At 46.4% G+C, this 21,185-nt stretch carries 24 protein-coding genes; 17 read left to right on the top strand and 7 right to left on the bottom strand.

Annotated features, from left to right (window positions below):
- Window positions 1-6 precede the first annotated feature (6 nt).
- Genes glp through moaE form a run of 3 tightly spaced genes read left to right on the top strand, consistent with a single transcriptional unit; the run spans window position 7 to window position 1,984 of the window.
- On the top strand, window positions 7-1,248 hold the full coding sequence (gene glp, locus A2X74_RS00800) for a gephyrin-like molybdotransferase Glp (RefSeq protein ID WP_293627434.1): 1,242 nt from the start codon (window positions 7-9) through the stop codon (window positions 1,246-1,248).
- A gap of 18 nt (window positions 1,249-1,266) precedes the next feature.
- Window positions 1,267-1,524, top strand: a complete 258-nt coding sequence (gene moaD, locus A2X74_RS00795) for a molybdopterin converting factor subunit 1 (RefSeq protein WP_293627432.1) — start codon at window positions 1,267-1,269, stop codon at window positions 1,522-1,524.
- A 1-nt stretch (window position 1,525) separates the two neighbouring features.
- A complete protein-coding gene (gene moaE, locus A2X74_RS00790) occupies window positions 1,526-1,984 on the top strand; it encodes a molybdopterin synthase catalytic subunit MoaE (protein WP_293627430.1) in 459 nt (152 codons plus the stop codon).
- Window positions 1,985-1,995: 11 nt separating this feature from the next.
- Here moaE and A2X74_RS00785 read toward each other — a convergent pair whose 3' ends face one another.
- Complete coding sequence (locus A2X74_RS00785; protein WP_293627428.1) at window positions 1,996-2,619, bottom strand: alpha-ketoglutarate-dependent dioxygenase AlkB; 624 nt, start codon at window positions 2,617-2,619, stop codon at window positions 1,996-1,998.
- Window positions 2,620-2,710: 91 nt separating this feature from the next.
- Between A2X74_RS00785 and A2X74_RS00780 the strand changes: the two genes are divergently transcribed.
- The 5 genes from A2X74_RS00780 (at window position 2,711) to A2X74_RS00760 (ending at window position 4,726) form a co-directional block, all read left to right on the top strand.
- Window positions 2,711-2,890 carry a hypothetical protein gene (locus tag A2X74_RS00780; protein WP_293627426.1) on the top strand — a complete coding sequence of 60 codons (180 nt, stop codon included), beginning with the start codon at window positions 2,711-2,713 and terminating at the stop codon, window positions 2,888-2,890.
- A gap of 71 nt (window positions 2,891-2,961) precedes the next feature.
- Window positions 2,962-3,114 carry a hypothetical protein gene (locus tag A2X74_RS00775; protein WP_293627424.1) on the top strand — a complete coding sequence of 51 codons (153 nt, stop codon included), beginning with the start codon at window positions 2,962-2,964 and terminating at the stop codon, window positions 3,112-3,114.
- Between the two features lie 47 nt (window positions 3,115-3,161).
- Window positions 3,162-3,575 (top strand): DUF2244 domain-containing protein, encoded by a 414-nt coding sequence (locus tag A2X74_RS00770; RefSeq protein WP_293627422.1) that lies wholly within the window; start codon window positions 3,162-3,164, stop codon window positions 3,573-3,575.
- 99 nt (window positions 3,576-3,674) lie between these two features.
- Window positions 3,675-4,247, top strand: a complete 573-nt coding sequence (locus A2X74_RS00765; RefSeq protein ID WP_293627420.1) for an Rrf2 family transcriptional regulator — start codon at window positions 3,675-3,677, stop codon at window positions 4,245-4,247.
- An 11-nt stretch (window positions 4,248-4,258) separates the two neighbouring features.
- Window positions 4,259-4,726 carry a tetratricopeptide repeat protein gene (locus A2X74_RS00760; protein WP_293627418.1) on the top strand — a complete coding sequence of 156 codons (468 nt, stop codon included), beginning with the start codon at window positions 4,259-4,261 and terminating at the stop codon, window positions 4,724-4,726.
- A 54-nt stretch (window positions 4,727-4,780) separates the two neighbouring features.
- Here A2X74_RS00760 and A2X74_RS00755 read toward each other — a convergent pair whose 3' ends face one another.
- On the bottom strand, window positions 4,781-5,023 hold the full coding sequence (locus A2X74_RS00755; protein ID WP_293599707.1) for a GIY-YIG nuclease family protein: 243 nt from the start codon (window positions 5,021-5,023) through the stop codon (window positions 4,781-4,783).
- Between the two features lie 115 nt (window positions 5,024-5,138).
- Here A2X74_RS00755 and clpB point away from each other — a divergent pair, with 115 nt between their 5' ends.
- The 5 genes from clpB to A2X74_RS00730 all read left to right on the top strand — a co-directional run bounded on the left by clpB (window position 5,139) and on the right by A2X74_RS00730 (window position 12,045).
- The gene (clpB, locus tag A2X74_RS00750) at window positions 5,139-7,733 is read left to right on the top strand and encodes an ATP-dependent chaperone ClpB (protein WP_293627416.1); all 2,595 of its coding nucleotides are present in this window, start codon (window positions 5,139-5,141) and stop codon (window positions 7,731-7,733) included.
- Between the two features lie 48 nt (window positions 7,734-7,781).
- Window positions 7,782-9,020, top strand: coding sequence for an MFS transporter (locus A2X74_RS00745; RefSeq protein ID WP_293627414.1), 1,239 nt, complete (start codon window positions 7,782-7,784; stop codon window positions 9,018-9,020).
- 270 nt (window positions 9,021-9,290) lie between these two features.
- The gene (aceA, locus tag A2X74_RS00740; protein ID WP_293627412.1) at window positions 9,291-10,589 is read left to right on the top strand and encodes an isocitrate lyase; all 1,299 of its coding nucleotides are present in this window, start codon (window positions 9,291-9,293) and stop codon (window positions 10,587-10,589) included.
- A gap of 107 nt (window positions 10,590-10,696) precedes the next feature.
- Window positions 10,697-11,137: an HIT family protein gene (locus A2X74_RS00735; protein ID WP_293627410.1), complete on the top strand. Its 441-nt coding sequence runs from the start codon at window positions 10,697-10,699 to the stop codon at window positions 11,135-11,137.
- 35 nt (window positions 11,138-11,172) lie between these two features.
- Window positions 11,173-12,045 carry a DMT family transporter gene (locus A2X74_RS00730; protein ID WP_293627408.1) on the top strand — a complete coding sequence of 291 codons (873 nt, stop codon included), beginning with the start codon at window positions 11,173-11,175 and terminating at the stop codon, window positions 12,043-12,045.
- Between the two features lie 13 nt (window positions 12,046-12,058).
- Here the strand turns inward: A2X74_RS00730 and A2X74_RS00725 are convergent, their stop codons facing one another.
- From A2X74_RS00725 to A2X74_RS00705, 5 genes are read right to left on the bottom strand one after another with little or no spacing between them, the layout of a single operon-like run.
- A complete protein-coding gene (locus tag A2X74_RS00725; protein ID WP_293627823.1) occupies window positions 12,059-12,484 on the bottom strand; it encodes a DUF1841 family protein in 426 nt (141 codons plus the stop codon).
- Window positions 12,477-13,133 (bottom strand): endonuclease III, encoded by a 657-nt coding sequence (gene nth, locus A2X74_RS00720; RefSeq protein ID WP_293627406.1) that lies wholly within the window; start codon window positions 13,131-13,133, stop codon window positions 12,477-12,479. The genes A2X74_RS00725 and nth overlap by 8 nt, the downstream gene beginning before the upstream one ends.
- Complete coding sequence (gene rsxB, locus A2X74_RS00715; protein WP_293627404.1) at window positions 13,133-13,825, bottom strand: electron transport complex subunit RsxB; 693 nt, start codon at window positions 13,823-13,825, stop codon at window positions 13,133-13,135. Before rsxB ends, nth begins: the two co-directional genes overlap by 1 nt.
- Window positions 13,826-13,879: 54 nt before the next feature.
- Window positions 13,880-15,178 (bottom strand): polyhydroxyalkanoate depolymerase, encoded by a 1,299-nt coding sequence (phaZ, locus tag A2X74_RS00710; protein WP_293627402.1) that lies wholly within the window; start codon window positions 15,176-15,178, stop codon window positions 13,880-13,882.
- Between the two features lie 42 nt (window positions 15,179-15,220).
- Window positions 15,221-16,420, bottom strand: a complete 1,200-nt coding sequence (locus A2X74_RS00705; RefSeq protein WP_293627400.1) for an amino acid aminotransferase — start codon at window positions 16,418-16,420, stop codon at window positions 15,221-15,223.
- A gap of 257 nt (window positions 16,421-16,677) precedes the next feature.
- Between A2X74_RS00705 and uvrB the strand changes: the two genes are divergently transcribed.
- The 4 genes from uvrB to iscU all read left to right on the top strand — a co-directional run bounded on the left by uvrB (window position 16,678) and on the right by iscU (window position 21,180).
- Complete coding sequence (gene uvrB, locus A2X74_RS00700) at window positions 16,678-18,756, top strand: excinuclease ABC subunit UvrB (protein ID WP_293627398.1); 2,079 nt, start codon at window positions 16,678-16,680, stop codon at window positions 18,754-18,756.
- A gap of 114 nt (window positions 18,757-18,870) precedes the next feature.
- Entirely contained in the window at window positions 18,871-19,440 is a 570-nt protein-coding gene (locus A2X74_RS00695; protein WP_293627396.1) for a Fe-S cluster assembly transcription factor, read from the top strand.
- 77 nt (window positions 19,441-19,517) lie between these two features.
- On the top strand, window positions 19,518-20,738 hold the full coding sequence (locus A2X74_RS00690) for an IscS subfamily cysteine desulfurase (protein WP_293627821.1): 1,221 nt from the start codon (window positions 19,518-19,520) through the stop codon (window positions 20,736-20,738).
- Window positions 20,739-20,793: 55 nt separating this feature from the next.
- On the top strand, window positions 20,794-21,180 hold the full coding sequence (iscU, locus tag A2X74_RS00685) for a Fe-S cluster assembly scaffold IscU (RefSeq protein ID WP_114653565.1): 387 nt from the start codon (window positions 20,794-20,796) through the stop codon (window positions 21,178-21,180).
- Window positions 21,181-21,185 lie beyond the last annotated feature (5 nt).

The raw sequence follows: 21,185 nt of genomic DNA, 5'->3' as shown, positions 1-21,185 counted from the left end.
AGCGCCATGACTAAGCCTCCGATGTTGACTGCTCAGCAGGCTTTAGACCACCTTCTGTCAAATGCAAAAGCTGTAGGTGAGAATGAGACAGTTGCTATGCAGGCTGCGCTCGGCCGCGTGCTTGCTGAAAGTGTTAACAGCTTGGTAGATGTGCCTCCACTCGATAACACCTCCATGGATGGTTATGCGGTGCGTACTGCCGATACCCAAACTCCTGGAAGCACCCTCAAGATTGCGCAACGTATTCCGGCGGGATCTGTGGGTACGCAGCTAGAGCCAGGCACTGCTGCCAGAATTTTTACTGGTGCCCCAGTTCCTCCAGGTGCTGATGCAGTTGTCATGCAAGAAGATTGCGCTATTCCAGAGGGTTCAACTGATCAAGTGCAGGTCAATATTGCACCAACATCAGGTCAATGGATTCGCCGAAGAGGTGAGGACCTCACTGCAGGTAAAACAGCTCTTAGTGCAGGCACTTTCCTACGCCCACAAGAATTGGGTGTTGCAGCTTCTGCTGGCCTAACGCATTTAAATGTGAAGCGTAAGGTCAGGGTGGCTGCATTCTTTACCGGTGATGAGCTTTCTCTTCCTGGTGAGCCGCTCAAACCGGGCGGTATCTACAACTCCAATCGGGATACTTTACTGGCATGCATTAAATCCTTGGGCTGCGATGCCACAGACTTTGGAATCGTTCCCGACAGTCTTGAGGCTACGAAAGAAACGCTGCGCAAGGCCAGCAAAGATCATGATCTGATTATTACTTCTGGTGGAGTATCCGTTGGCGAGGAAGATCACATCAAACCGGCAGTGACTGCTGAGGGTAGATTGGATCTTTGGCAGATTGGCATTAAGCCAGGAAAGCCTTTGGCTTTTGGTGCTGTGCGCAAGTCAACCGAGAATAAAGATGGTGAAACTTGGTTTATTGGACTACCTGGTAACCCAGTTTCTAGTTTTGTGACATTCCTCCTATTTGTGCGCCCGTTTATTCTGAAGCTACAAGGACGAGATGCGGGTATGCCACAGTCTTACCCAATGCGAGCCGACTTTGATTGGCTTAAGGGAGATCGTCGCAATGAGTTTCTGCGCGTAAAAATCAATGCGCAGGGTGGTTTAGATCTATTTCCCAACCAAAGCTCTGGAGTGCTCACAAGCGCTTCATGGGGTGATGGTTTAGTAGATTGCGCCCCTGGGGCAACATTCAAGGCTGGCGATATGGTGAAGTACATTCCATTTAACGCGCTCCTCGCTTAATCGTATTACGATCTCAGTATGAAACTCGAATTACGATTCTTTGCCTCTTTAAGGGAGGGTCTAGGGCTTTCCACCGAGAGCATCACTGCGCCAGCTGAAGTCAAAACCATTGCCGACTTAAGAAGTTATCTTGCCCAACGAGGCAACCCTTGGGATGAGGTGCTGGCAAGTAGCAAGGTAATTCGTTGTGCCTTAAATCAAGAGATGGTGAGCGAATCCACTCCCTTAGTAGAAGGCGCTGAAGTGGCTTTCTTCCCCCCGGTCACTGGTGGCTAAGATGCAAAACGATTTCATCCGCATTCAAGAGCAAGACTTTGACCTCACTAATGAAGTGAAGGCACTGCGCAAGAATGATCCTCGCGTAGGTGCGGTAGTGACTTTTATTGGCACCGTCCGAGATATGAATGACGGCAGTCAAGTTAAAGGCATGACGCTGGAGCACTATCCTGGCATGACGGAAAAGTCCCTAGAGGAAATCATTCAACAAGCCAGAGGCCGCTGGGATATTTACAAGACTCTAGTCATTCATCGAGTAGGGCCGCTTTTGCCCGAAGATCAAATTGTCCTGGTGGCGGTTACTAGCGCCCACAGAGGTGAAGCATTTGCTGCTTGTGAGTTCATCATGGACTATCTCAAAACAGCGGCACCATTTTGGAAAAAAGAAGAGACTCCTGAAGGTGGTAAGTGGGTTGATGCCCGCGTCACTGACGATGCTGCAATGGCCCGTTGGAATTAATTAGCCACCCCTCATTTTCCGGGAAGTATTTTTCGAAAGGTGAGATTAATGCGGGGGCTTGTAACAGTCTTTGTCTTGAGGAGGCTGTGATGCCAATGTTCTTGAATGGGTGGATGCATGATGAGTAAACTTCCATGATCAAGAAATACTGAGATAGTAGTTTTGTCCTGCTTATGGCGAAATGTAAACTTACGTCGAGCACCTAAGCTGAGTGATGCGATGGGGGCTGTACTATCTAGCTCTTTCTCATCATCGCTATGCCATCCCATGCCTTCATCACCAGTGTGATAAAGATTCATTAAGCAAGAGTTATAGGCGTGCCCAGTGAATTGTTCAAGCTTGCGCCTCATTTGAGCTAACTCTTTGGTCCAGGGCTGAGGGGCTTTTTGCACTCCAGAGTAGGTGTACATGCACTCCGGGTCACCTACCCAGGCAACTTTTCTTGCTGTCCTGACTAACTTGCCAAACATCTTGATCTCATCCGACTCCCAGGAAAGCGAGTTCAGCAGCCTTTTATAAAGATGATCAGATTCTTCGGAATCGTAAAAATGATGGAGATATTCAGCCAACCCATCTTTTTTCAGTATGACTACCGGCTCGGCGGTATCTGGCAGATCAAATAACTGGTTTTGCATGGGTTGTCTATCAGCCAGGGTGAATACCTTATTTCAATAAAAACTCTAGAATAGGTTTCATTATGAATTGTTCGGGATTAAAAGGTGAAACATGAAACCACCAGATAAACGTTGCTGTGGCTCAGGCGTTTGCATCATCAATGAAACTGGAGAGTGTTGGTGTGGCCAAGTATGGGATGGCGAGAAAATGAGTGCGCCACCCCTCATGTCAGCAAAAAGTCCTGTAACCGTTTTAGCTCCTGAGGTCAAAAAAACTGCATCCGAGGGGTAAGCCTTTTTTCGCTTGTCAGACAGGAATGACAAATTTCAATTACGTTACATAGTATCCACAGGAGAAAAAATATGATGCAAAAACTGCGAGTGAGGCTCGCGCGCTGGATTTTAGGTAAACATTGCCCTTGCTACCAAATGGGCTATCACCCCATGGTGGATTTTCAGGAGCGCAGTGCTGCACAGCTTGAAAAGGCCAAAAAAGCCAAATCAAGGAATAGTTAAATCGCAAGATTAACGACGATCCATATCTCACAATGAAAATCTGGAAGATGAGACGAAATTGCGCATTGACCCCCGGTCAGCTGCTCAAGTTCTACATTGCTCTGGTTGTTCTTTCCTTAACTGTAGCCACAGGTTTTTTATTGGCTGGCGTAAAAATCATCCTGATATTCACTGCAATAGAGCTGACCGCGGTGACCGTCGGTTTTTTGATCTACTGCCGTCATGCCTTGGATTTTGAGGCGGTCGAAATCAGTGGCACTCAATTATTGGTGAGAAAGTTTATTGCCTATAAAGAGACTGTGATGGAATTTAATACCCGCTGGGTGAGGTTGTCTCAGCCAGAAGGCAATAGGAAGGTATTTTTTGTAGAGCAGACGGGGCAGAAGGTTGAACTTGGTCAGTTCCTCAGGCCAGAGCAAATTAAAAGCCTGATTGCTGAGTTAAGAGCTTATTTGGGTTAATGACAACCATGACTTAAAAAGGGTTAAAGATCCTAGCTCAACAAAATATGGCATTCAATCCGATACTGATTTCAATTCAATATATTTGTTAAATTCAACATGAACGTTAATACCGCTGTTAAAGCCGCACTAAATACTCTGGTTGACATAGCAACCCATTCAACTGGCATCCATCCGGTTACTGGCTTAGAGTTGGCGCAGCGCCAAAAATTATCGATTAGCCGAATCGAGCTTTTGCTCAGCGCATTGCGTGCCGCCGGAATTGTCAAGGGCACAAAGGGTCGGAACGGAGGTTATACGCTTTTACAGGATCCTAGAATGGTCACTATTAAGGATGTTGTGTTGGCCATGAATTACATTAAAAAGCGTAAGGTTGAAGCTTGCGATATTGCAAGTGAGCTCTACCAATCCTTGGAGACTTACATGCTCAGTTGCATGGCCAATATGAATCTCTCCGATGCTATTAAAGATTATGTACCACGATTTAGCGATGCCAAAACCGCGCCAGAGCGTCAGACTTTTTCTTATCCAGAATTGAAGGTGAGCAAGCCGTCTAAGGGCGAAGTGCAGAGGGTAGTTAAAACCCACTTTAAGAAAGTAGAAGATGTTCCACTGGGACCAAATTCCATTTTCAGTTTTGGCGACTACCTACAAAAAGCAGAATCAATATAAGGCTCCAAAAGATGAAGGCAATGAAGTGGAATGTGTTTAGCAAGATACTTACATCCTTAGCAATTGCAATAGCGCCATGGGTTGTTTCTGTTGCTGCTGATAGTGCTCCAACTAAATCTGATCCTGCTTGGCTAACCGATGCTCGCTCCAGCATCAAATCTAACAATTACGACCAAGCATTGAAGCAGTTGCAGTCAGCCAATGATGTCGATTCTGCGGATTGGAATAACCTGATGGGATACAGTCTTCGCAAAAAGCAGCCACCTGATTTGGTTTCTTCTGAAAAGTATTACCAGGCAGCACTCAAGATCGATCCAAGCCATAGATCTGCATTGGAATATTACGGTGAGTTGCTGTTGATGAAGAAGGATTTGCCTGGGGCTGAGGCTATGTTGGCTAGGCTAGATAAGGCCTGCCTATTTGGTTGTGAGGAGTACAGCGATCTGAAGGCAAGTATTGCGAAGTATCAAGGTAAATAGCAATCCTTTACCCTCCCATGCTACTGTGTGGTGATGGGTGTCCGAAACCCTATTCTAGGTTTTAAAAAAGCCCAGCTTTTCTGATCTCGGTAACTTCTTTAATTTAGCCTCTGCCTTAGAGGCTTCAGATCGATCTGGGTGCTCTTGGGTCGCCAAAAGGGTGACTGGTCTACGAGCCCTTGTATAGCGAGCGCCTTCCCCTGAATTATGGGCTGCCAAGCGATGTTCTAGGCGGTTCGTAATCCCAGCGTAATAGCTGCCATCAGAACACTCTAGTAGGTAAACAAGCCAGGTCAAAATAGGGGTAAATTCGCTTAAAAAGAGGTCAAACAGACTTGAAATTATGAAGAATGCCCCTATATTCTATAGATAGATATGTATTAAAAATAGTTGAAGTAGATAGGATTGAAAAATGAGAATAGATAAATTAACTACTAAGTTTCAAGAGGCACTCAGTGAGGCGCAAAGCCTTGCTTTGGCAAAAGACAATCAATATATCGAGCCAGCCCATATATTGTTGGCTATGTTGCGTGATTCAGACGGCGGTGCCAAGAGTTTATTAACCCGCGCAGGCGTCAACGTTCCTGGTCTTGAGAAAGCTACCGAAAAACTCATTAGTAACCTGCCTGAAGTGCAGGGCACTAGTGGCGAAGTGCAGGTTGGCCGTGATTTAAGTAACTGGCTCAACCTCTGTGAAAAAGAGGCTAACAAGCGCAATGATCAATTTATTGCCGGTGAATTGTTTTTGCTGGTGGTGGCCGATGACAAAGGTGAGCTCGGGAAGATTGCTCGTGAGAATGGTTTAAATCGTAAATCGTTAGAAGCGGCTATTGATTTAGTGCGCGGAGGAGAATCAGTGAATAGTGCAGATGCTGAAGGTCAACGTGAGGCCTTAAAGAAATACACCGTCGATTTAACTGAGCGTGCTCGTATGGGCAAGCTTGATCCTGTGATTGGTCGTGATGATGAGATTCGTCGCACCATACAGATCTTGCAACGCCGCGGTAAAAATAACCCGGTGTTGATTGGTGAGCCGGGCGTTGGTAAAACTGCCATCGTTGAGGGCTTAGCTCAACGCATTATTAATGGCGAAGTTCCTGAAACTCTCAAGAATAAGCGCGTCCTCGTGCTGGATATGGCATTGCTATTGGCTGGTGCTAAGTACCGCGGTGAATTCGAAGAACGCCTTAAGGCTGTTCTGAGCGATGTAGCTAAAGACGAAGGTCAAACCATCATCTTTATTGATGAAATTCATACCATGGTTGGCGCTGGTAAAGGTGATGGCGCAATGGATGCCGGCAATATGCTCAAGCCTGCCTTAGCGCGTGGCGAGTTGCATTGCATTGGTGCAACCACCTTAGATGAGTATCGCAAATACATTGAGAAAGATCCAGCACTCGAGCGTCGTTTCCAAAAGGTGATGGTGGAAGAGCCTAGCGTTGAGGCGACCATTGCGATCTTGCGTGGTTTGCAAGAGCGTTATGAGCTTCACCACGGCATTGAGATCACCGATCCCGCTATTGTGGCGGCAGCCGAGTTGTCACACCGCTATATTACGGATCGCTTCTTACCGGATAAAGCTATCGATTTGATTGACGAGGCCGGTTCACGTATTCGGATGGAGATTGATTCCAAGCCTGAGGTGATGGATAAGCTGGAGCGTCGCCTCATTCAGCTCAAGATTGAGCGTGAAGCTGTCAAGAAAGAAAAAGATGAGGCTTCGCAAAAGCGTTTGGGTTTGATCGAAGATGAGATCAAACGCTTAGGTGCTGAGTATGCTGATCTAGAAGAAATCTGGAAAGCAGAAAAAGGTGCCGTGCTGGGCGCCGCCCATCTCAAAGAAGAGATTGAAAAAGTCCGCGCCGACATTGCCAAGTTACAACGCGATGGTAAGTTGGAGCAAGTTGCTGAATTGCAATATGGCAAGTTGCCTGAGCTCGAAGCAAAGCTCAAATCTGCAGCCGCTGCTGAAGCCAAAGGCGATAAAGATGGCGTAGTGAAGAATAAGCTCTTGCGGACCCAAGTAGGTGCAGAAGAGATTGCAGAGGTCGTGTCACGTGCAACCGGCATTCCAGTGTCGAAGATGATGCAAGGTGAGCGCGATAAGCTACTCAAGATGGAAGAGCTCTTACATAAGCGCGTGGTTGGTCAAGAAGAGGCTATTCGTGCGGTATCTGATGCGATTCGTCGCTCCCGCGCTGGTCTTGCCGAAGAGAATCGTCCCTATGGTTCATTCTTATTCTTAGGGCCTACTGGCGTTGGTAAGACTGAGCTCTGCAAAGCCTTGGCCGGCTTCTTGTTTGATAGTGAAGATCATCTCATCCGTATCGACATGAGTGAGTTTATGGAGAAGCACAGCGTTGCTCGTTTAATCGGTGCGCCTCCGGGTTATGTGGGTTACGAAGAGGGTGGTTACCTAACCGAGCAAGTGCGTCGCCATCCGTATAGCGTGATCTTGTTTGATGAGATTGAAAAAGCGCATCCAGATGTCTTCAACGTACTCTTGCAAGTATTGGACGATGGTCGCTTAACCGATGGTCAAGGTCGTACTGTGGACTTCAAGAACACCGTGATTGTGATGACTAGCAATATCGGCTCACATCTCATTCAATCGATGACAGATAAGAAGCAATCTGAAATCAAGGATGCGGTATTCGAAGAGTTGAAGAATCACTTCCGTCCTGAGTTCCTCAATCGTATTGATGAAATCGTCGTGTTCCATGGTTTGGATAAAGACAATATTGCGAATATCGCGAAGATCTTGCTGAAGAATTTGTCGGATCGTCTGGCAAAGGTCGATATGCAGATGGAAGTGAGTGATGCTGCTCTAAGCAAGATTGCAGAGGTCGGTTTTGATCCAATATTTGGAGCCAGACCACTGAAGCGTGCAATTCAGCAATATATCGAGAACCCAGTATCCAAGATGATCTTGGAAGGCAAGTTTGGCCCTAAGGATACGGTTCCTGTGGGTGTCGATAAGAACGGCGATTTCAGCTTTAGCAAGTAACACCGCTGTATTTCAGCAGGAATATTCCTGTGCCAGTAAACTCGGTACATGACTGATGCCCTAGTAATGAGGCGCGCCAGTGATGTCCGGGTTGTTGGTCTTATTAGCCTGGCTCACGGCAGCTCCCATTTCTTCCATTTAATTCTGCCACCCATGTTCCCATGGTTGAAGGCGGAGTTTGGCTTTAACTATGCAGAGCTAGGTCTGCTTATGACCATTTTCTTTGTGGTTTCCTGCATTGTTCAAGCGGCATCTGGATTTTTAGTCGATCGCATTGGGGCTCGACCTGTATTGTTTGCTGGAGTGGGTTTGCTTGCATTGGCTGCGCTCACTTATTCACAGAGCAATGGTTATGCCATGCTGGTGCTGGGTGCGGTAATTGCAGGATGCGGTAATGGGATATTTCATCCTGTTGATTACACGCTAATCAATCACAAAATTTCACCACCCAATTTGCCTTATGCCTATTCCATTCACGGGGTAGCTGGTTATATCGGCTGGGCTGCAGCCCCAGCATTTATGGTGGCGGTAGCTAGCATTGCTGATTGGCGTATCGCCTTTTTATCTGCAGCATTGCTTGAGGCTTTGATACTGCTAACCCTGTGGCTAGGACGGGCACGCTTAATTGATGATGTTCATGCGAGGCAAGAAGAATCAAAGGCAAGCCATGCCCAAAGTAATCCTGGCGGCGGTCCGATGAGTACCTTTGGCTTTCTGAGGTTGCCTGTAGTTTGGCTTTGTTGGATTTTCTTTTTCTTTAGCATGGCTGCAACTACTGGCTTGCAATCATTTGCACCAACAGCACTTTTTAAAATCTATGACATTGCCGTCAGCTCTGGAAATTACTATCTCACTCTGATGTCTATGGGCGGTGCTGGAGGAATGCTTTTAGGCGGCTATCTGGCTAGTAAATTAAAAGTGCCCGAACGCATTATTACGATCTGCTTCACGGTGAATATCGCGATGGGTCTTTTGTTGGCTACCGGATTGGTGCCAATTGAATTGATTGTGATTTCTTTTATTGTGATTGGCCTTGGATTGGGCATCGCTGCCCCATCACGGGATTTGATGATTCGCTCAGCGACACCTTCCGGCTCATCGGGCAGGGTGTATGGCATCGTCTATTCCGGCATTGATCTCGGTGCAGCGATGAGTCCATTAATCTTCGGGATCTTCTTGGACATCGGCTTGCCAAGGTTCTTATTTATAGGTGTGGCAGTCCTTCAGTTGATGATTATTTTGACTGGATTTAAGGTTGCGAGCATCAGCACCCCCAAAACTGCGTAAACGATCCTCTAACTTTTCATAATGTGAAAAGACATTACCATACGCAAAATGCAGTGCAACATCTCAGTCTGGGGTTTCTATCACCCCTTGGTGAATGATTTCATATTGCGAAATATTAAATTCAACTTATTGAATTTATTGGACTAATTATTTTCAATAAATGCTGAAATAGTTCTTGCATGCTTTTCCTAGATACTTAAACTCTTATATAAGACATAAGACTTGAATGTCCAAATATTTGAAGTACTTGTTTAACTTAGGGAGAAAAACATGACAGATCGCAAAGCAGAAATCGCAGCACTACAAAAAGACTGGGATACCAATCCACGTTGGAAGGGTATTACTCGTGGCTACACAGCCGAGGACGTTGTACGTTTACGTGGTTCATTGAAGATTGAGCACACATTGGCAAAGCATGGCGCAGAGCGTCTCTGGGAATTGGTTAACAACGAAGCTTACGTTAACTGCTTAGGTGCTTTAACTGGTGGTCAAGCAATGCAACAGGTTAAGGCTGGCGTTCAGGCTATCTACTTGTCAGGTTGGCAAGTTGCTGCTGACGGTAACTCATACGCAGCGATGTACCCAGACCAATCTTTATACCCAGTTGACTCAGTTCCAAAGATGGTTGAGCGCATTAACAACTCATTCCAACGTGCTGATGAAATTCAAACCGCTAAAGGCATCAATAAAGGCGATGCTGGTTATATTGAATATTTTGCTCCAATCGTTGCTGATGCGGAAGCTGGTTTCGGTGGTGTATTGAATGCATTTGAATTGAGCAAGGCATTAATTAAGCAGGGTGCTGCTGGTGTTCACTTCGAAGATCAACTCTCTTCTGTTAAGAAGTGCGGTCACTTAGGTGGCAAAGTATTGTTACCTACTACTGAATCTGTTCAGAAATTGATCTCTGCACGTTTGGCCGCTGACGTAATGGGTGTTCCAACCATTATCTTGGCTCGTACTGATGCTGAAGCTGCTGACTTGTTGACATCTGATTACGATGCAAATGACAAGCCATTCTTGACAGGTGAGCGCACGGCTGAAGGTTTCTACAAAACACGTAAGGGCTTGGATCAAGCAATCTCCCGTGGTTTGGCATACGCTGCATACGCTGATATGGTTTGGTGTGAAACAGGTACGCCTGATTTGGACTTTGCTCGTCAGTTCGCTGAAGCAATTCGTGCGAAATTCCCAGGCAAGATGTTGGCTTACAACTGCTCACCATCTTTCAACTGGAAGAAGAACTTGGATGACGCAACGATTGCGAAGTTCCAACGCGAATTAGGTGCAATGGGCTACAAGTATCAGTTCATCACATTGGCTGGTATTCACTCTATGTGGTACAACATGTTCGACTTGGCGCAAGACTACATGCAGCGCGGTATGACTGCTTACATCGAGAAAGTACAAGAGCCAGAATTTGCTGCTCGTGATCGTGGTTACACATTCGTATCCCATCAGCAAGAAGTTGGCACTGGTTACTTCGACGATGTTACTACTGTGATTCAAGGTGGCAAGTCTTCAGTAACAGCATTGACTGGTTCTACAGAAGAAGAGCAGTTCCACTAAGAAATCCCTAAGTAGTATGTAGTAAGCAGTAGCACACCAATACTGCCGCGGCACCTAAATAACCCCATAAGGGTGACTTAGGTGCCGTTTTCGTTTACATTCTTCACATGACTAATTGCGTACTTTGTAAAGACGAACTCAAGCCAGAAGAAGGCCAGTTGATTTGGCGCGGTGATGACTGTCGCATTATCCTTGTAAATGATCCCGACCTGCCGGGTTTTTGCCGCGTGATCTGGAATCGCCATGTCGCAGAAATGACTGACCTGAGTTATGGTGAGCGAGAGCATCTCATGGCCTTGGTATTTGCGGTGGAGGAGGCGGTGCGTCATGTAATGCACCCAGATAAGCTCAACATAGCCGCGCTCGGAAATATGGTTCCGCATATACATTGGCATGTCATTCCGAGATACAAGGACGATGCATTCTTTCCAGGGTCAGCTTGGTCGCAAAGAATCCAAGAGGCCCCCGTCAATAAGATCGCAGAGCGAAAACAGCTTGCTGATCAATTGCCTGCTTCAATCAAAGCCGCTATCGCTGCGCTCTCATAAAAACTGCTTAGCATTATTTTTCCCCAAGGGTGACGGTGAATAAAGAAACCAAGGGAATGCTGATTGGCTTTGTTGGCATATTAATTTTTAGCCTCACACTGCCTGTTACGAAGATTGTTCTAGTCAGCTTTAATCCCTATTTCATTGCGTTCGGAAGAGCTCTCTTAGCTGGTCTATTTGCATTGGCTTATCTCTTATATACAAAAGCGTCGCTTCCCACTAAGTCTGATCTGGTGAAGTTGGTGGTTATCGCCTTGGGGGTGATATTTGGATTTCCAATTTTGACAACAATCGCAATGGAAGAGGGCTCATCAGCCCATGGTGCAGTGATTTTAGGAATGATGCCCTTAGCAACTACTGTGATCGGCGTTATTCGTTTTAAAGAGCGACCATCTCTCGGATTTTGGCTAGTTTCAATATTGGGCGCGGGATTGGTTGTGGTTTATGCGCTTCTTAAAAACTCCGGGAGTTTCACCTATATTGATGCCCTCTTGGTGCTTGGCGGTATTTGTGCCTGTGTTGGCTATGTGGAGGGTGGTGAGTTATCTCGCAAGATGAGCCCGCCGCAAGTGATTTCCTGGGCCTTAGTTATTTCATTGCCGGTGAATTTGGTGGCAACGTATTTCTCATTTGATGCTACTTATTGGAGTGCCAGCTCTTTTACTTGGATGAGCTTCTGTTATCTCGGCTTATTTCCGATGTATCTCGGTTTTTTCTTTTGGTATGGAGGTCTCGCTATTGGTGGGATTGCTAGAGTGAGTCAAGTGCAACTGGTCCAACCTTTTTGTACGCTAATTGCAGCCAGTCTTATCCTGGGCGATCGACTAACCTTGATGAATATGATCTTTGCGTTTCTGGTGGTATCAACGGTAGTGTTGAGTAAAAGGATGTTTGTTAAGCGGCATTGATAAGGCTTGCCGGCTAATTTAGCTTCTTTAATGCCTCTAAATATTTCTCGGGGCTTAAAGGTTGGCCTTCTCTCTGCGCTTCCCACATAACCTGACCAAGACATTCCATCATGGCGTGCTGTGCCTCATGCTTGGAACTTAGTTTCATAGTCAGGTTTTCGAAAATCTCTTTTATTCCTGGCGGTTGATCAATGGATATTTGCTCGCTAATCGACAGGTGCATTGAAAGGTGCAAGAAGGGGTTGGTCTCACCGCGTTCTGGTGTGTAGTCTTGCGCAACCGCACCTTCTGGGTCCGCCAACACTGCATGATATTCCGGGTGTTCTACCATCCAGTCGCTAGCAATCATTTCCATTGGCGTCAGGATTTGATCCTCGGTTTTCTTTTTCCAAGTGTCACAAAAAAAACGACGCACTTCTTCACGAGTGGGGTTAAATATTGCCACGAACTTTTCCTTTCCCAGTTTTTTGTTTGAAGCTGCAGAGTGGTTCAACAATACATTGCTCGCAATCAGGGTTGCGCGCCTTGCAGGTATACCTACCATGCAGAATAAGCCAATGGTGCGCATCCATCAAAAACTCCTTTGGTACACGCTTCAGTAGCTGCTCTTCAACCTTTACAACATCTTTACCGGGCGCCAATCCTGTCCGATTGGATACTCTAAAGATATGAGTATCGACTGCCATAGTGGGTTGACCAAAGGCGGTATTGAGAATGACGTTCGCAGTTTTTCTACCGACACCTGGAAGCGCTTCTAACTCCTCACGATTTTGGGGTACTTCACCACCATGTTTATCTATGAGCAGTCGGCAAGTCTCTTGAATATGCCTGCCTTTAGAATTAAACAATCCAATATGTTGAATGAAGGGCTTAACACCTTCTTCTCCCAGGTCAAGAAGGGCTTGTGGGGTGTTTGCAATCTTAAATAACTTGCGAGTGCCTTTGTTTACTGAAACATCGGTTGCTTGTGCGGATAACAGTACTGCAATGAGTAGTTCAAATGGGGAGCTGTATTCCAGTTCAGTCTCTGGGTGAGGATTATTTTCCCTGAGCAATTCAAAGAAGGTCTGACGCTTTTCAAGATTCATCATTTCTTTTGCTGTGCTCTCGCAATGGCGGCGGCAATAATGGCGCGCTTTCTCTCTTGCTCTTTTAGCGCCTCTTCTGATTCTGGATTTTCTGCATTGACTGCTTGTAATTTCGCAGCCGCTTTCTTTGCTAGCCGTTCATCATTGTCGCGTTGCTCGCGATCTAATCGTAGATCGCGAGCTTCATATCGCGCTCGTGCTAGCCCTGCTAATTCTGGTGACCAGGCTTCCCAGCCAGTTTTCTCATCAGTAACATCAATCATGGAGATGCAATCTACAGGGCAGGGTGGTATGCAGAGATCACAACCAGTACACCATTCACTTAAGACTACATGCATTTGCTTAGAGGCGCCAACAATGGCATCCACAGGACATGCTTGAATACACAAGGTGCAGCCGATACAAGTCTTAGGGTCAATAAAAGCAACCGGTCTAGGGCGCTCGATGCCGCATTCAGGGTCGATTCTGGGGTGAAGCTCAAATGCATCCTGAGGAAAGATAGGTTTCAGGATGGCGCTAAGCCTCTGGATGCCCTCTACGCCTCCAGGTGGGCAACGATTAGGCAGCGCCTCACCTGTCGCCATTGCTTCTGCGTAGGCTCTGCAGTCTGGGTAGCTGCATTTAGTACATTGAGTTTGAGGAAGGATATCCTCGAGACGATCGGCAAGTTCTTTCGTCTGCTTGATGTTCATTGCAAGTTACGAGCCCTAAAACTAGAAGCGCGACCCGAAAGTCGCGCCGCTGATTTATGCAGCTTTCTTAGTACCCAGTTTTGGGGGTCTAGCTTTTGTTTTCTTCTGAACACCTTGGTGCTCACGAATAAACGACTTAATCTTTGGATACACTTTCTCGCGCCAACGACGGCCAGAGAAGATACCGTAGTGGCCAGCGCCCGCAACTTCATAATGGTCTTTATCAGCCTTCGGAATCCCAGCGCACAAGGCGTGTGCTGAACGGGTTTGTCCGCTACCAGAGATGTCATCCAATTCACCTTCAACGGTGAGGAGGGCAGTTTGCTTAATATCTTGTGGTTTCACTAGATCGCCAGCAACTTCCCAAGTACCGTTTGGTAATGAGTAGTCTTGGAACACAGTTTTAATGGTGTCCAAGTAGAACTTCGCGTCCATATCAAGCACTGCGTTGTACTCATCATAGAAGCGAATGTGAGCTTCAGCATCTTGCTCATCGCCACGTACTAAGTTCTGGAAGTAATCCCAATGCGACTGCAAGTGGTTCTGGGGATTCATGGCAATAAAGCCAGTGTGTTGCAGGAAGCCTGGATACACTTTGCGGCCAGCGCCTGGGTAGCTTGGCGGCACTTTGTAAATTACATGACTTTCAAACCAGTCATAGGACTTTTGGTCAGCCAAGTTATTCACCGCAGTTGGTGACTTACGCGCATCAATTGGGCCACCCATCATGATCATGGAGGCAGGGGTCTTTTCACCAGCGGAAGCCATCAGGGAAATTGCACCTAGTGTAGGCACTGTTGGTTGGCAAACGGAGATCACATGTAAGTTCTCGGCACCGATAGTGCGGATGAAGTCTTGTACATAGTGAACATAGTCATCTAGACCAAAATCGCCAGCATCTGCAGGAACAATGCGTGCATCAATCCAGTCGGTGATGTACACCTTATGGTCTTGCAAAAGGGTGCGAACAGTGTCACGCAGCAATGTGGAGTGATGCCCGGATAGTGGAGCAACAACCAATACCGCTGGATCCTCTTTGAGTTTCTTGATGACATCAAGATCATCGGAGAAGCGCTTGAAGCGAATCAGATTGCAAAAGGGTTTAGCTAAAACTGTTCTTTCATGAATGGCGACTTCGCGACCATGAGCCTGCACTGCACGAATACCAAACTCTGGTTTTTTGTAATTTTTACCTAGGCGATATAAAAGTTCATAACTGGCAGCCAAACGATCAGACCCTGGAACTTTTGAAGCAGGGTTAGAGGCATTGATAAATGCCTCAGATGCTGCTCGAGCCCATGAGCTTACTGGTTGAAGTAAAGCTTTTTGAAATTCATGTAACTGATATAGCATGATGCCTCCTGGTAATTCAGTGTAACCGCTTATTACGCGTTGTTACGCCAATACGCGGGCGATTGCTTTGGCCACCTTATCAATATTTTTAGTATTGAGGGCAGCCACACAAATACGACCTGTGGAGAGGGCATAAATGCCATCTTCCTTTTGTAAACGCTCTACTTGCTCAGCAGTTAATCCTGAGTAAGAAAACATACCGCGCTGAGCTTCAATAAAAGCAAAATCCTGCTTTACGCCAGCAGCGGCCAATTTTTGTACAAGCCCCTGACGCATTGCTTTAATACGTTCGCGCATTTCAGCCAACTCATCTTCCCAGAGCTTTCTGAGTTCTGGTGAATTGAGAACTGCAGCTGCAATCGCAGCGCCATGTGTAGGTGGATTGGAATAGTTTGTACGAATCACGCGCTTCAGTTGAGAAAGTACGCGAGTAGACTCATCTTTGCTTTGGGTCACGATAGATAAAGCACCTACTCGTTCACCATAGAGTGAGAATGATTTGGAGAAAGAGCTTGAGACAAAAAAAGACATGCCGGATTCAGCGAATAAGCGCACTGCGATACCGTCTTGCTCGATACCAGCGGCAAAGCCTTGGTAAGCCATATCTAAAAATGGAATGAGTTGCTTTGCTTTGCAAATATCAATGACTTGACGCCATTGAGATTCGGTAATATCAGCGCCAGTTGGGTTGTGGCAGCAAGCATGCAACAAGACAGTGGTGAACTTTGGAAAAGACTCTAAAGATTTCACCATGCCATCAAAATCAACACCACGAGTTTTACCGTCGAAGTAGGTGTACTCAAGCACTTCAAATCCTGCGGATTCAAAAATACCGCGGTGGTTTTCCCAAGTAGGGTTGCTAATGGCGCAAGGTGCATTCAAATTGAGGCGCTTGATAAAGTCGGCACCAACGCGTAACGCACCAGTACCACCCAGACATTCTGCTGTTACAACGCGACCATCTTTAATTAGGGAAGAGTCAGCGCCGAATAATAGGTTTTGTACTGCGCTGTTGTATGGGTTAGGACCTTCGATTGGAATGTAGCTCCGTGGGGAGTGCTTCGCAACAATTGCTTCTTCAGCCTTAATTACCGCCTTCAAAAGAGGTACCTTGCCTTCGTCGGTGTAATAGACGCCAACGCCTAGGTTGACCTTGTCAGCACGTTGATCGGCGACATAGGCTTCTGTGAGGCCAAAAATAGGGTCTTTAGGGGCTAGTTGGACTGAAGTAAAAAGGTTCATTTGAGGGTCAAAAATGTGTGGTGAAAGTGTTTAAAGTAGGTATTTCAGGGTTAATTGACGTTAAATTCAGTTAAATTTACTTTAAATGGCTGTTTTTGAGGCTAGATTCAACTATTTCCAAATAAAAACGGCAAAATCAATGTTTGTACAAAATTCGCTGTGAACTAAAACTCACAGGTGAAATGATAGCTGAGATGCCCCCTAAGTTGCCTAAAAGTTCCTCAAATTCCAAAGTCGCAGAAAGCAAGAAAAGCCCTATGGCCGATCCTTTGGGTGAGGTAGGTCACGACCTGGATCCAGTCAAGTTCGTTTCCTTCCCAGATTCGCCGTTTCAGCTTTATCAGCCATTTCCGCCTGCTGGTGATCAGCCGGCCGCAATTGATGCTCTAGTGGCCGGAATTGAGGATGGATTGACCTTCCAGACCCTTTTGGGAGTCACTGGTTCTGGCAAAACCTTCACGATGGCTAATGTGATCGCTAGAACAGGCCGTCCCGCCATCATTTTTGCCCCTAATAAGACCTTGGCTGCCCAGCTTTATAGTGAGTTTCGGGAGTTTTTCCCCAAAAATGCGGTGGAGTACTTCGTTAGTTACTACGATTACTACCAGCCAGAGGCTTACGTACCCACACGTGATTTGTTTATTGAAAAAGATTCATCAATCAATGAGCACATCGAGCAAATGCGATTGTCTGCTACTAAGAGTTTGTTAGAGCGACGTGATGTCATCATCGTAGCAACTGTCTCTGCAATTTACGGCATTGGCAATCCCGGCGACTATCACAGCATGGTGATGACCTTGCGCCCAGGCGATAAGATGAGTCAGCGCGATATTTTGATGCGTTTAATTGCAATGCAGTACGACCGCAATGAAACGGATTTCAAGCGCGGAGTGTTCCGGGTGAGAGGTGACACGATTGATATCTTCCCTGCTGAGCATAATGAATTAGCTGTGCGCGTTGAGCTCTTTGATGATGTCATTGAGAGTTTGCAATTCTTTGATCCTCTTACTGGAAAAATTCGTCAGAAGATTCCACGTTTCACTGTTTATCCAAGCTCGCACTACGTCACTCCGCGCGATACTGTTTTAAAAGCAATTGAAACAATCAAGACGGAATTACGTACACGCCTGGATGAATTTGTTAAAGATGGAAAGTTGGTTGAGGCACAACGTTTAGAGCAGCGCACTCGCTTTGATTTGGAGATGCTGAACGAATTGGGATTCTGCAAGGGTATTGAGAACTACTCCCGCCATCTCTCAGGGGCTATGCCTGGCGAGGCACCGCCCACCTTGGTCGACTATCTCCCAAATGATGCCTTGATGTTCTTAGATGAGAGCCATGTCCTGATTGGACAGCTCAATGCGATGTACAACGGGGACAAGTCTCGCAAGCACACTTTGGTGGAGTTTGGTTTCCGCTTACCGTCAGCAATGGATAACCGACCACTGAAGTTCACAGAGTTTGAAACGAAGATGCGTCAGACGGTATTTGTTTCGGCAACACCTGCTGACTATGAAAATACGCATACTGGACAAGTGGTGGAGCAAGTAGCTAGACCAACAGGACTAGTCGATCCAGAAATCGAAGTCTTACCTGCAAGTTCGCAGGTAGATGATTTACTCAGTCAGATTCATGAGCGTGTCAAAGTACATGAGCGGGTGTTGGTAACAGTACTCACAAAACGCATGGCTGAGCAGTTAACTGATTACTTATCTGACAACGGTGTGAAAGTGCGCTATGTACATTCAGATATTGACACTGTAGAGCGCGTAGAAATTTTGCGCGACTTACGCTTAGGTGTCTTCGATGTTTTGGTGGGCATTAATTTATTGCGCGAGGGCTTGGATATTCCTGAGGTCTCACTCGTCGCAATTTTGGATGCAGATAAAGAAGGTTTCTTACGTTCCGAGCGGAGTTTGATTCAAACAATCGGTAGGGCGGCTCGAAACATTAAAGGTAAGGCCATTCTGTACGCTGACAGGATTACTGACTCCATGAAGCGGGCGATGGGGGAGACCGAGCGCCGCCGAACTAAGCAAATTGCCTTTAATAAGGCGAATGGAATTGAGCCGCGGGGCGTCCAAAAGCGCATTAAAGACATTATTGATGGGGTCTATGACGTCCAGGAGAAGCGCTCTGAGATGCAGGTGGAACAGGAGCGGGCTCGCTATGAGGACATGAGCGAGAAGGATCTGGCGGGCGAAATCAAGCGTTTGGAGAAGCAAATGAACTCTGAGGCCAAGAATCTAGAGTTTGAAAAGGCTGCAGCTACCCGTGATCGCCTTACTAAGGTTAAGGAGATGGCTTTTGGCGCACGCTCCAGGGATGCTATTTAGGGCTGTTTTAATCCCGAGCAGATTAGTGGGGTATATGTTAAAGTTGAGTGGAATGGTCGGGTATTACCCGCCCGACTGTTAGCTGTCCATAACAATCCATTACCAAGGTGACATATGAGACTTACAACCAAAGGCCGTTTTGCAGTAACCGCAATGATTGATTTAGCCCTGCGCGAGACGCACGGGCCTGTAACTTTGGCTGGAATTAGCCAAAGACAAAAGATTTCCCTGTCTTACTTAGAGCAGTTGTTTGGCAAATTACGCCGTTTCAATATTGTTGAGAGCACTCGTGGCCCTGGCGGTGGTTACACCCTAGCCCGCAAGTCAGAGGAAATTAGCGTAGCCGACATCATTGTGGCTGTGGACGAGCCATTGGATGCAACCCAATGTGGCGGTAAAGGTAGTTGCCATAACGATGAAGAGAATCATGGCCGCTGTATGACTCATGATCTGTGGTCAAACCTCAATGCCAAGATGGTGGAGTATCTCAGCTCAGTCTCTTTGCGTGATTTAGTGCAGCAGCAATCAGGACGTGGAATCGTATTGCATGATTTGCGCCCCAAGAAAATCAAGACTGAAAGTGTCAAGGCTGAAAAGCCGGCATCGGCAGTTGCAGCAACAAAAGAAGCCGCTCCAAAGCGACCTCTCGTGAATTCTGTTTTTAACCTGGCTCAGCAAAGTTAAGAGATTAGCTTCTTAGCCTATTAATCGATAAGTAAAAAATGAACGCACCACAAGACATTCCTCAGCAACCAGTACCGATGTTTAGCCCTAAACACTTTCCGGTGTACATGGATTACTCAGCTACTACGCCGATTGACCCGCGTGTTGTGGACAAGATGTTGCCGTACTTGCGCGAGCAGTTTGGTAATGCAGCATCTCGTAGTCACGCCTACGGCTGGGCTGCGGAGGAGGCAGTTGAGTGGGCGCGTTCAGAAGTTGCCCAGTTAGTTCATGCAGATCCAAGAGAGATTGTGTTTACTAGCGGCGCTACTGAAAGTATTAACTTGGCACTCAAAGGTGCTGCCCATTTTTATAAAGAGCGCGGCAATCACATCATCACTGTGAAGACTGAGCACAAGGCTACCTTGGATACTTGTCGCGAGCTCGAGCGCGAAGGTTTTGAAGTAACTTATCTCGATGTTTTGCCAGATGGTTTAATTGATTTCGCTCAGCTTGAAGCAGCAATGAAGCCTGGAACGATCTTGGCATCAGTGATGTATGTGAATAACGAGATTGGCGTTGTGCAAGATATCCCGAAAATTGGTGAATTGTGTCGTTCCCGCGGCGTGATTTTCCATGTGGATGCAGCACAAGCCACTGGAAAAGTAGAAATTGATTTAGAAAAGATCAAAGTCGATTTAATGAGTTTCTCTGCTCATAAGACTTATGGTCCAAAAGGTATTGGCGCATTGTTTGTCCGTCGTAAGCCTCGTATTCGTATTGAGGCGCAAATTCATGGTGGCGGTCATGAGCGTGGCATGCGTTCTGGCACCCTAGCAGTTCATCAAATCGTTGGCATGGGTGAAGCTTTCCGCATTGCCCGCATTGAAATGGTTGAAGAAAATGCGCGTATCCGTGCATTGCGCGATCGCTTATTGACTGGCTTGAAAGATATCGAAGAAGTTTACGTCAATGGTGACATGGATGATCGTGTTCCGCATAACCTCAATATTAGTTTTAACTATGTTGAAGGCGAATCTATGTTGATGGCATTGAAAGATTTAGCTATCTCATCTGGATCTGCATGTACTTCGGCATCTTTAGAACCTTCTTATGTATTGCGCGCACTGGGTCGTAATGATGAATTGGCCCATAGCTCAATCCGATTTACTTTAGGGCGCTTTACTACCGAAGAGGAAGTGGATTTCACTATCAAGCTAGTTAAAGAGAAGATTGCTAAGTTGCGCGAGCTCTCACCACTTTGGGAAATGTTTAAGGATGGTATTGATCTCAGCACCATTCAGTGGGCCGCGCATTAAGCAAGATGGATTATTTAAACAAGATAAAAGACAAAAGAAATAACGAGGAAATACCATGGCATATAGCGACAAAGTAATCGATCATTATGAAAATCCCCGTAACGTCGGCTCCTTTGAAAAGGGCGACGACCAAGTGGGTACTGGCATGGTTGGTGCGCCAGCCTGTGGCGACGTTATGAAATTACAAATCCGTGTAAATGATCAAGGCGTGATTGAAGATGCCAAGTTCAAGACTTACGGTTGTGGTTCTGCAATTGCCTCTTCTTCTTTGGTAACTGAGTGGGTTAAGGGTAAAACCTTGGATCAAGCCTTAGAGATTAAGAACTCTTTAATTGCTGAAGAGTTGGCATTGCCACCAGTAAAAATCCATTGCTCAATTTTGGCTGAAGACGCCATCAAGGCCGCAGTGGCTGATTACAAAGATAAGCACCCAGCCAAGTAAAGATA

Origin of the sequence: Polynucleobacter sp. GWA2_45_21, assembly GCF_001830325.1 — a bacterium.
Taxonomy (GTDB): Bacteria; Pseudomonadota; Gammaproteobacteria; order Burkholderiales; family Burkholderiaceae; genus Polynucleobacter.
Note: the sequence above shows the minus strand (reverse complement) of the source record. Positions and strands in the feature narration are given on the sequence as shown.

Bases quoted from the DNA above. Each gene is read 5' to 3' on its own strand.
- A2X74_RS00735 (WP_293627410.1), top strand. From the start codon at position 10,697: ATGACTAATTGCGTACTTTGTAAAGACGAACTCAAGCCAGAAGAAGGC.
- A2X74_RS00785 (WP_293627428.1), bottom strand. From the start codon at position 2,619: ATGCAAAACCAGTTATTTGATCTGCCAGATACCGCCGAGCCGGTAGTC.
- nth (WP_293627406.1), bottom strand. From the start codon at position 13,133: ATGAATCTTGAAAAGCGTCAGACCTTCTTTGAATTGCTCAGGGAAAAT.
- A2X74_RS00695 (WP_293627396.1), top strand. From the start codon at position 18,871: ATGAGACTTACAACCAAAGGCCGTTTTGCAGTAACCGCAATGATTGAT.
- iscU (WP_114653565.1), top strand. From the start codon at position 20,794: ATGGCATATAGCGACAAAGTAATCGATCATTATGAAAATCCCCGTAAC.
- uvrB (WP_293627398.1), top strand. From the start codon at position 16,678: ATGGCCGATCCTTTGGGTGAGGTAGGTCACGACCTGGATCCAGTCAAG.
- aceA (WP_293627412.1), top strand. From the start codon at position 9,291: ATGACAGATCGCAAAGCAGAAATCGCAGCACTACAAAAAGACTGGGAT.
- A2X74_RS00780 (WP_293627426.1), top strand. From the start codon at position 2,711: ATGAAACCACCAGATAAACGTTGCTGTGGCTCAGGCGTTTGCATCATC.
- A2X74_RS00760 (WP_293627418.1), top strand. From the start codon at position 4,259: ATGAAGGCAATGAAGTGGAATGTGTTTAGCAAGATACTTACATCCTTA.
- phaZ (WP_293627402.1), bottom strand. From the start codon at position 15,178: ATGCTATATCAGTTACATGAATTTCAAAAAGCTTTACTTCAACCAGTA.
- A2X74_RS00705 (WP_293627400.1), bottom strand. From the start codon at position 16,420: ATGAACCTTTTTACTTCAGTCCAACTAGCCCCTAAAGACCCTATTTTT.
- A2X74_RS00690 (WP_293627821.1), top strand. From the start codon at position 19,518: ATGTTTAGCCCTAAACACTTTCCGGTGTACATGGATTACTCAGCTACT.
- rsxB (WP_293627404.1), bottom strand. From the start codon at position 13,825: ATGAACATCAAGCAGACGAAAGAACTTGCCGATCGTCTCGAGGATATC.
- A2X74_RS00775 (WP_293627424.1), top strand. From the start codon at position 2,962: ATGATGCAAAAACTGCGAGTGAGGCTCGCGCGCTGGATTTTAGGTAAA.
- clpB (WP_293627416.1), top strand. From the start codon at position 5,139: ATGAGAATAGATAAATTAACTACTAAGTTTCAAGAGGCACTCAGTGAG.
- moaD (WP_293627432.1), top strand. From the start codon at position 1,267: ATGAAACTCGAATTACGATTCTTTGCCTCTTTAAGGGAGGGTCTAGGG.
- moaE (WP_293627430.1), top strand. From the start codon at position 1,526: ATGCAAAACGATTTCATCCGCATTCAAGAGCAAGACTTTGACCTCACT.
- A2X74_RS00770 (WP_293627422.1), top strand. From the start codon at position 3,162: ATGAGACGAAATTGCGCATTGACCCCCGGTCAGCTGCTCAAGTTCTAC.
- A2X74_RS00765 (WP_293627420.1), top strand. From the start codon at position 3,675: ATGAACGTTAATACCGCTGTTAAAGCCGCACTAAATACTCTGGTTGAC.
- A2X74_RS00745 (WP_293627414.1), top strand. From the start codon at position 7,782: ATGACTGATGCCCTAGTAATGAGGCGCGCCAGTGATGTCCGGGTTGTT.
- glp (WP_293627434.1), top strand. From the start codon at position 7: ATGACTAAGCCTCCGATGTTGACTGCTCAGCAGGCTTTAGACCACCTT.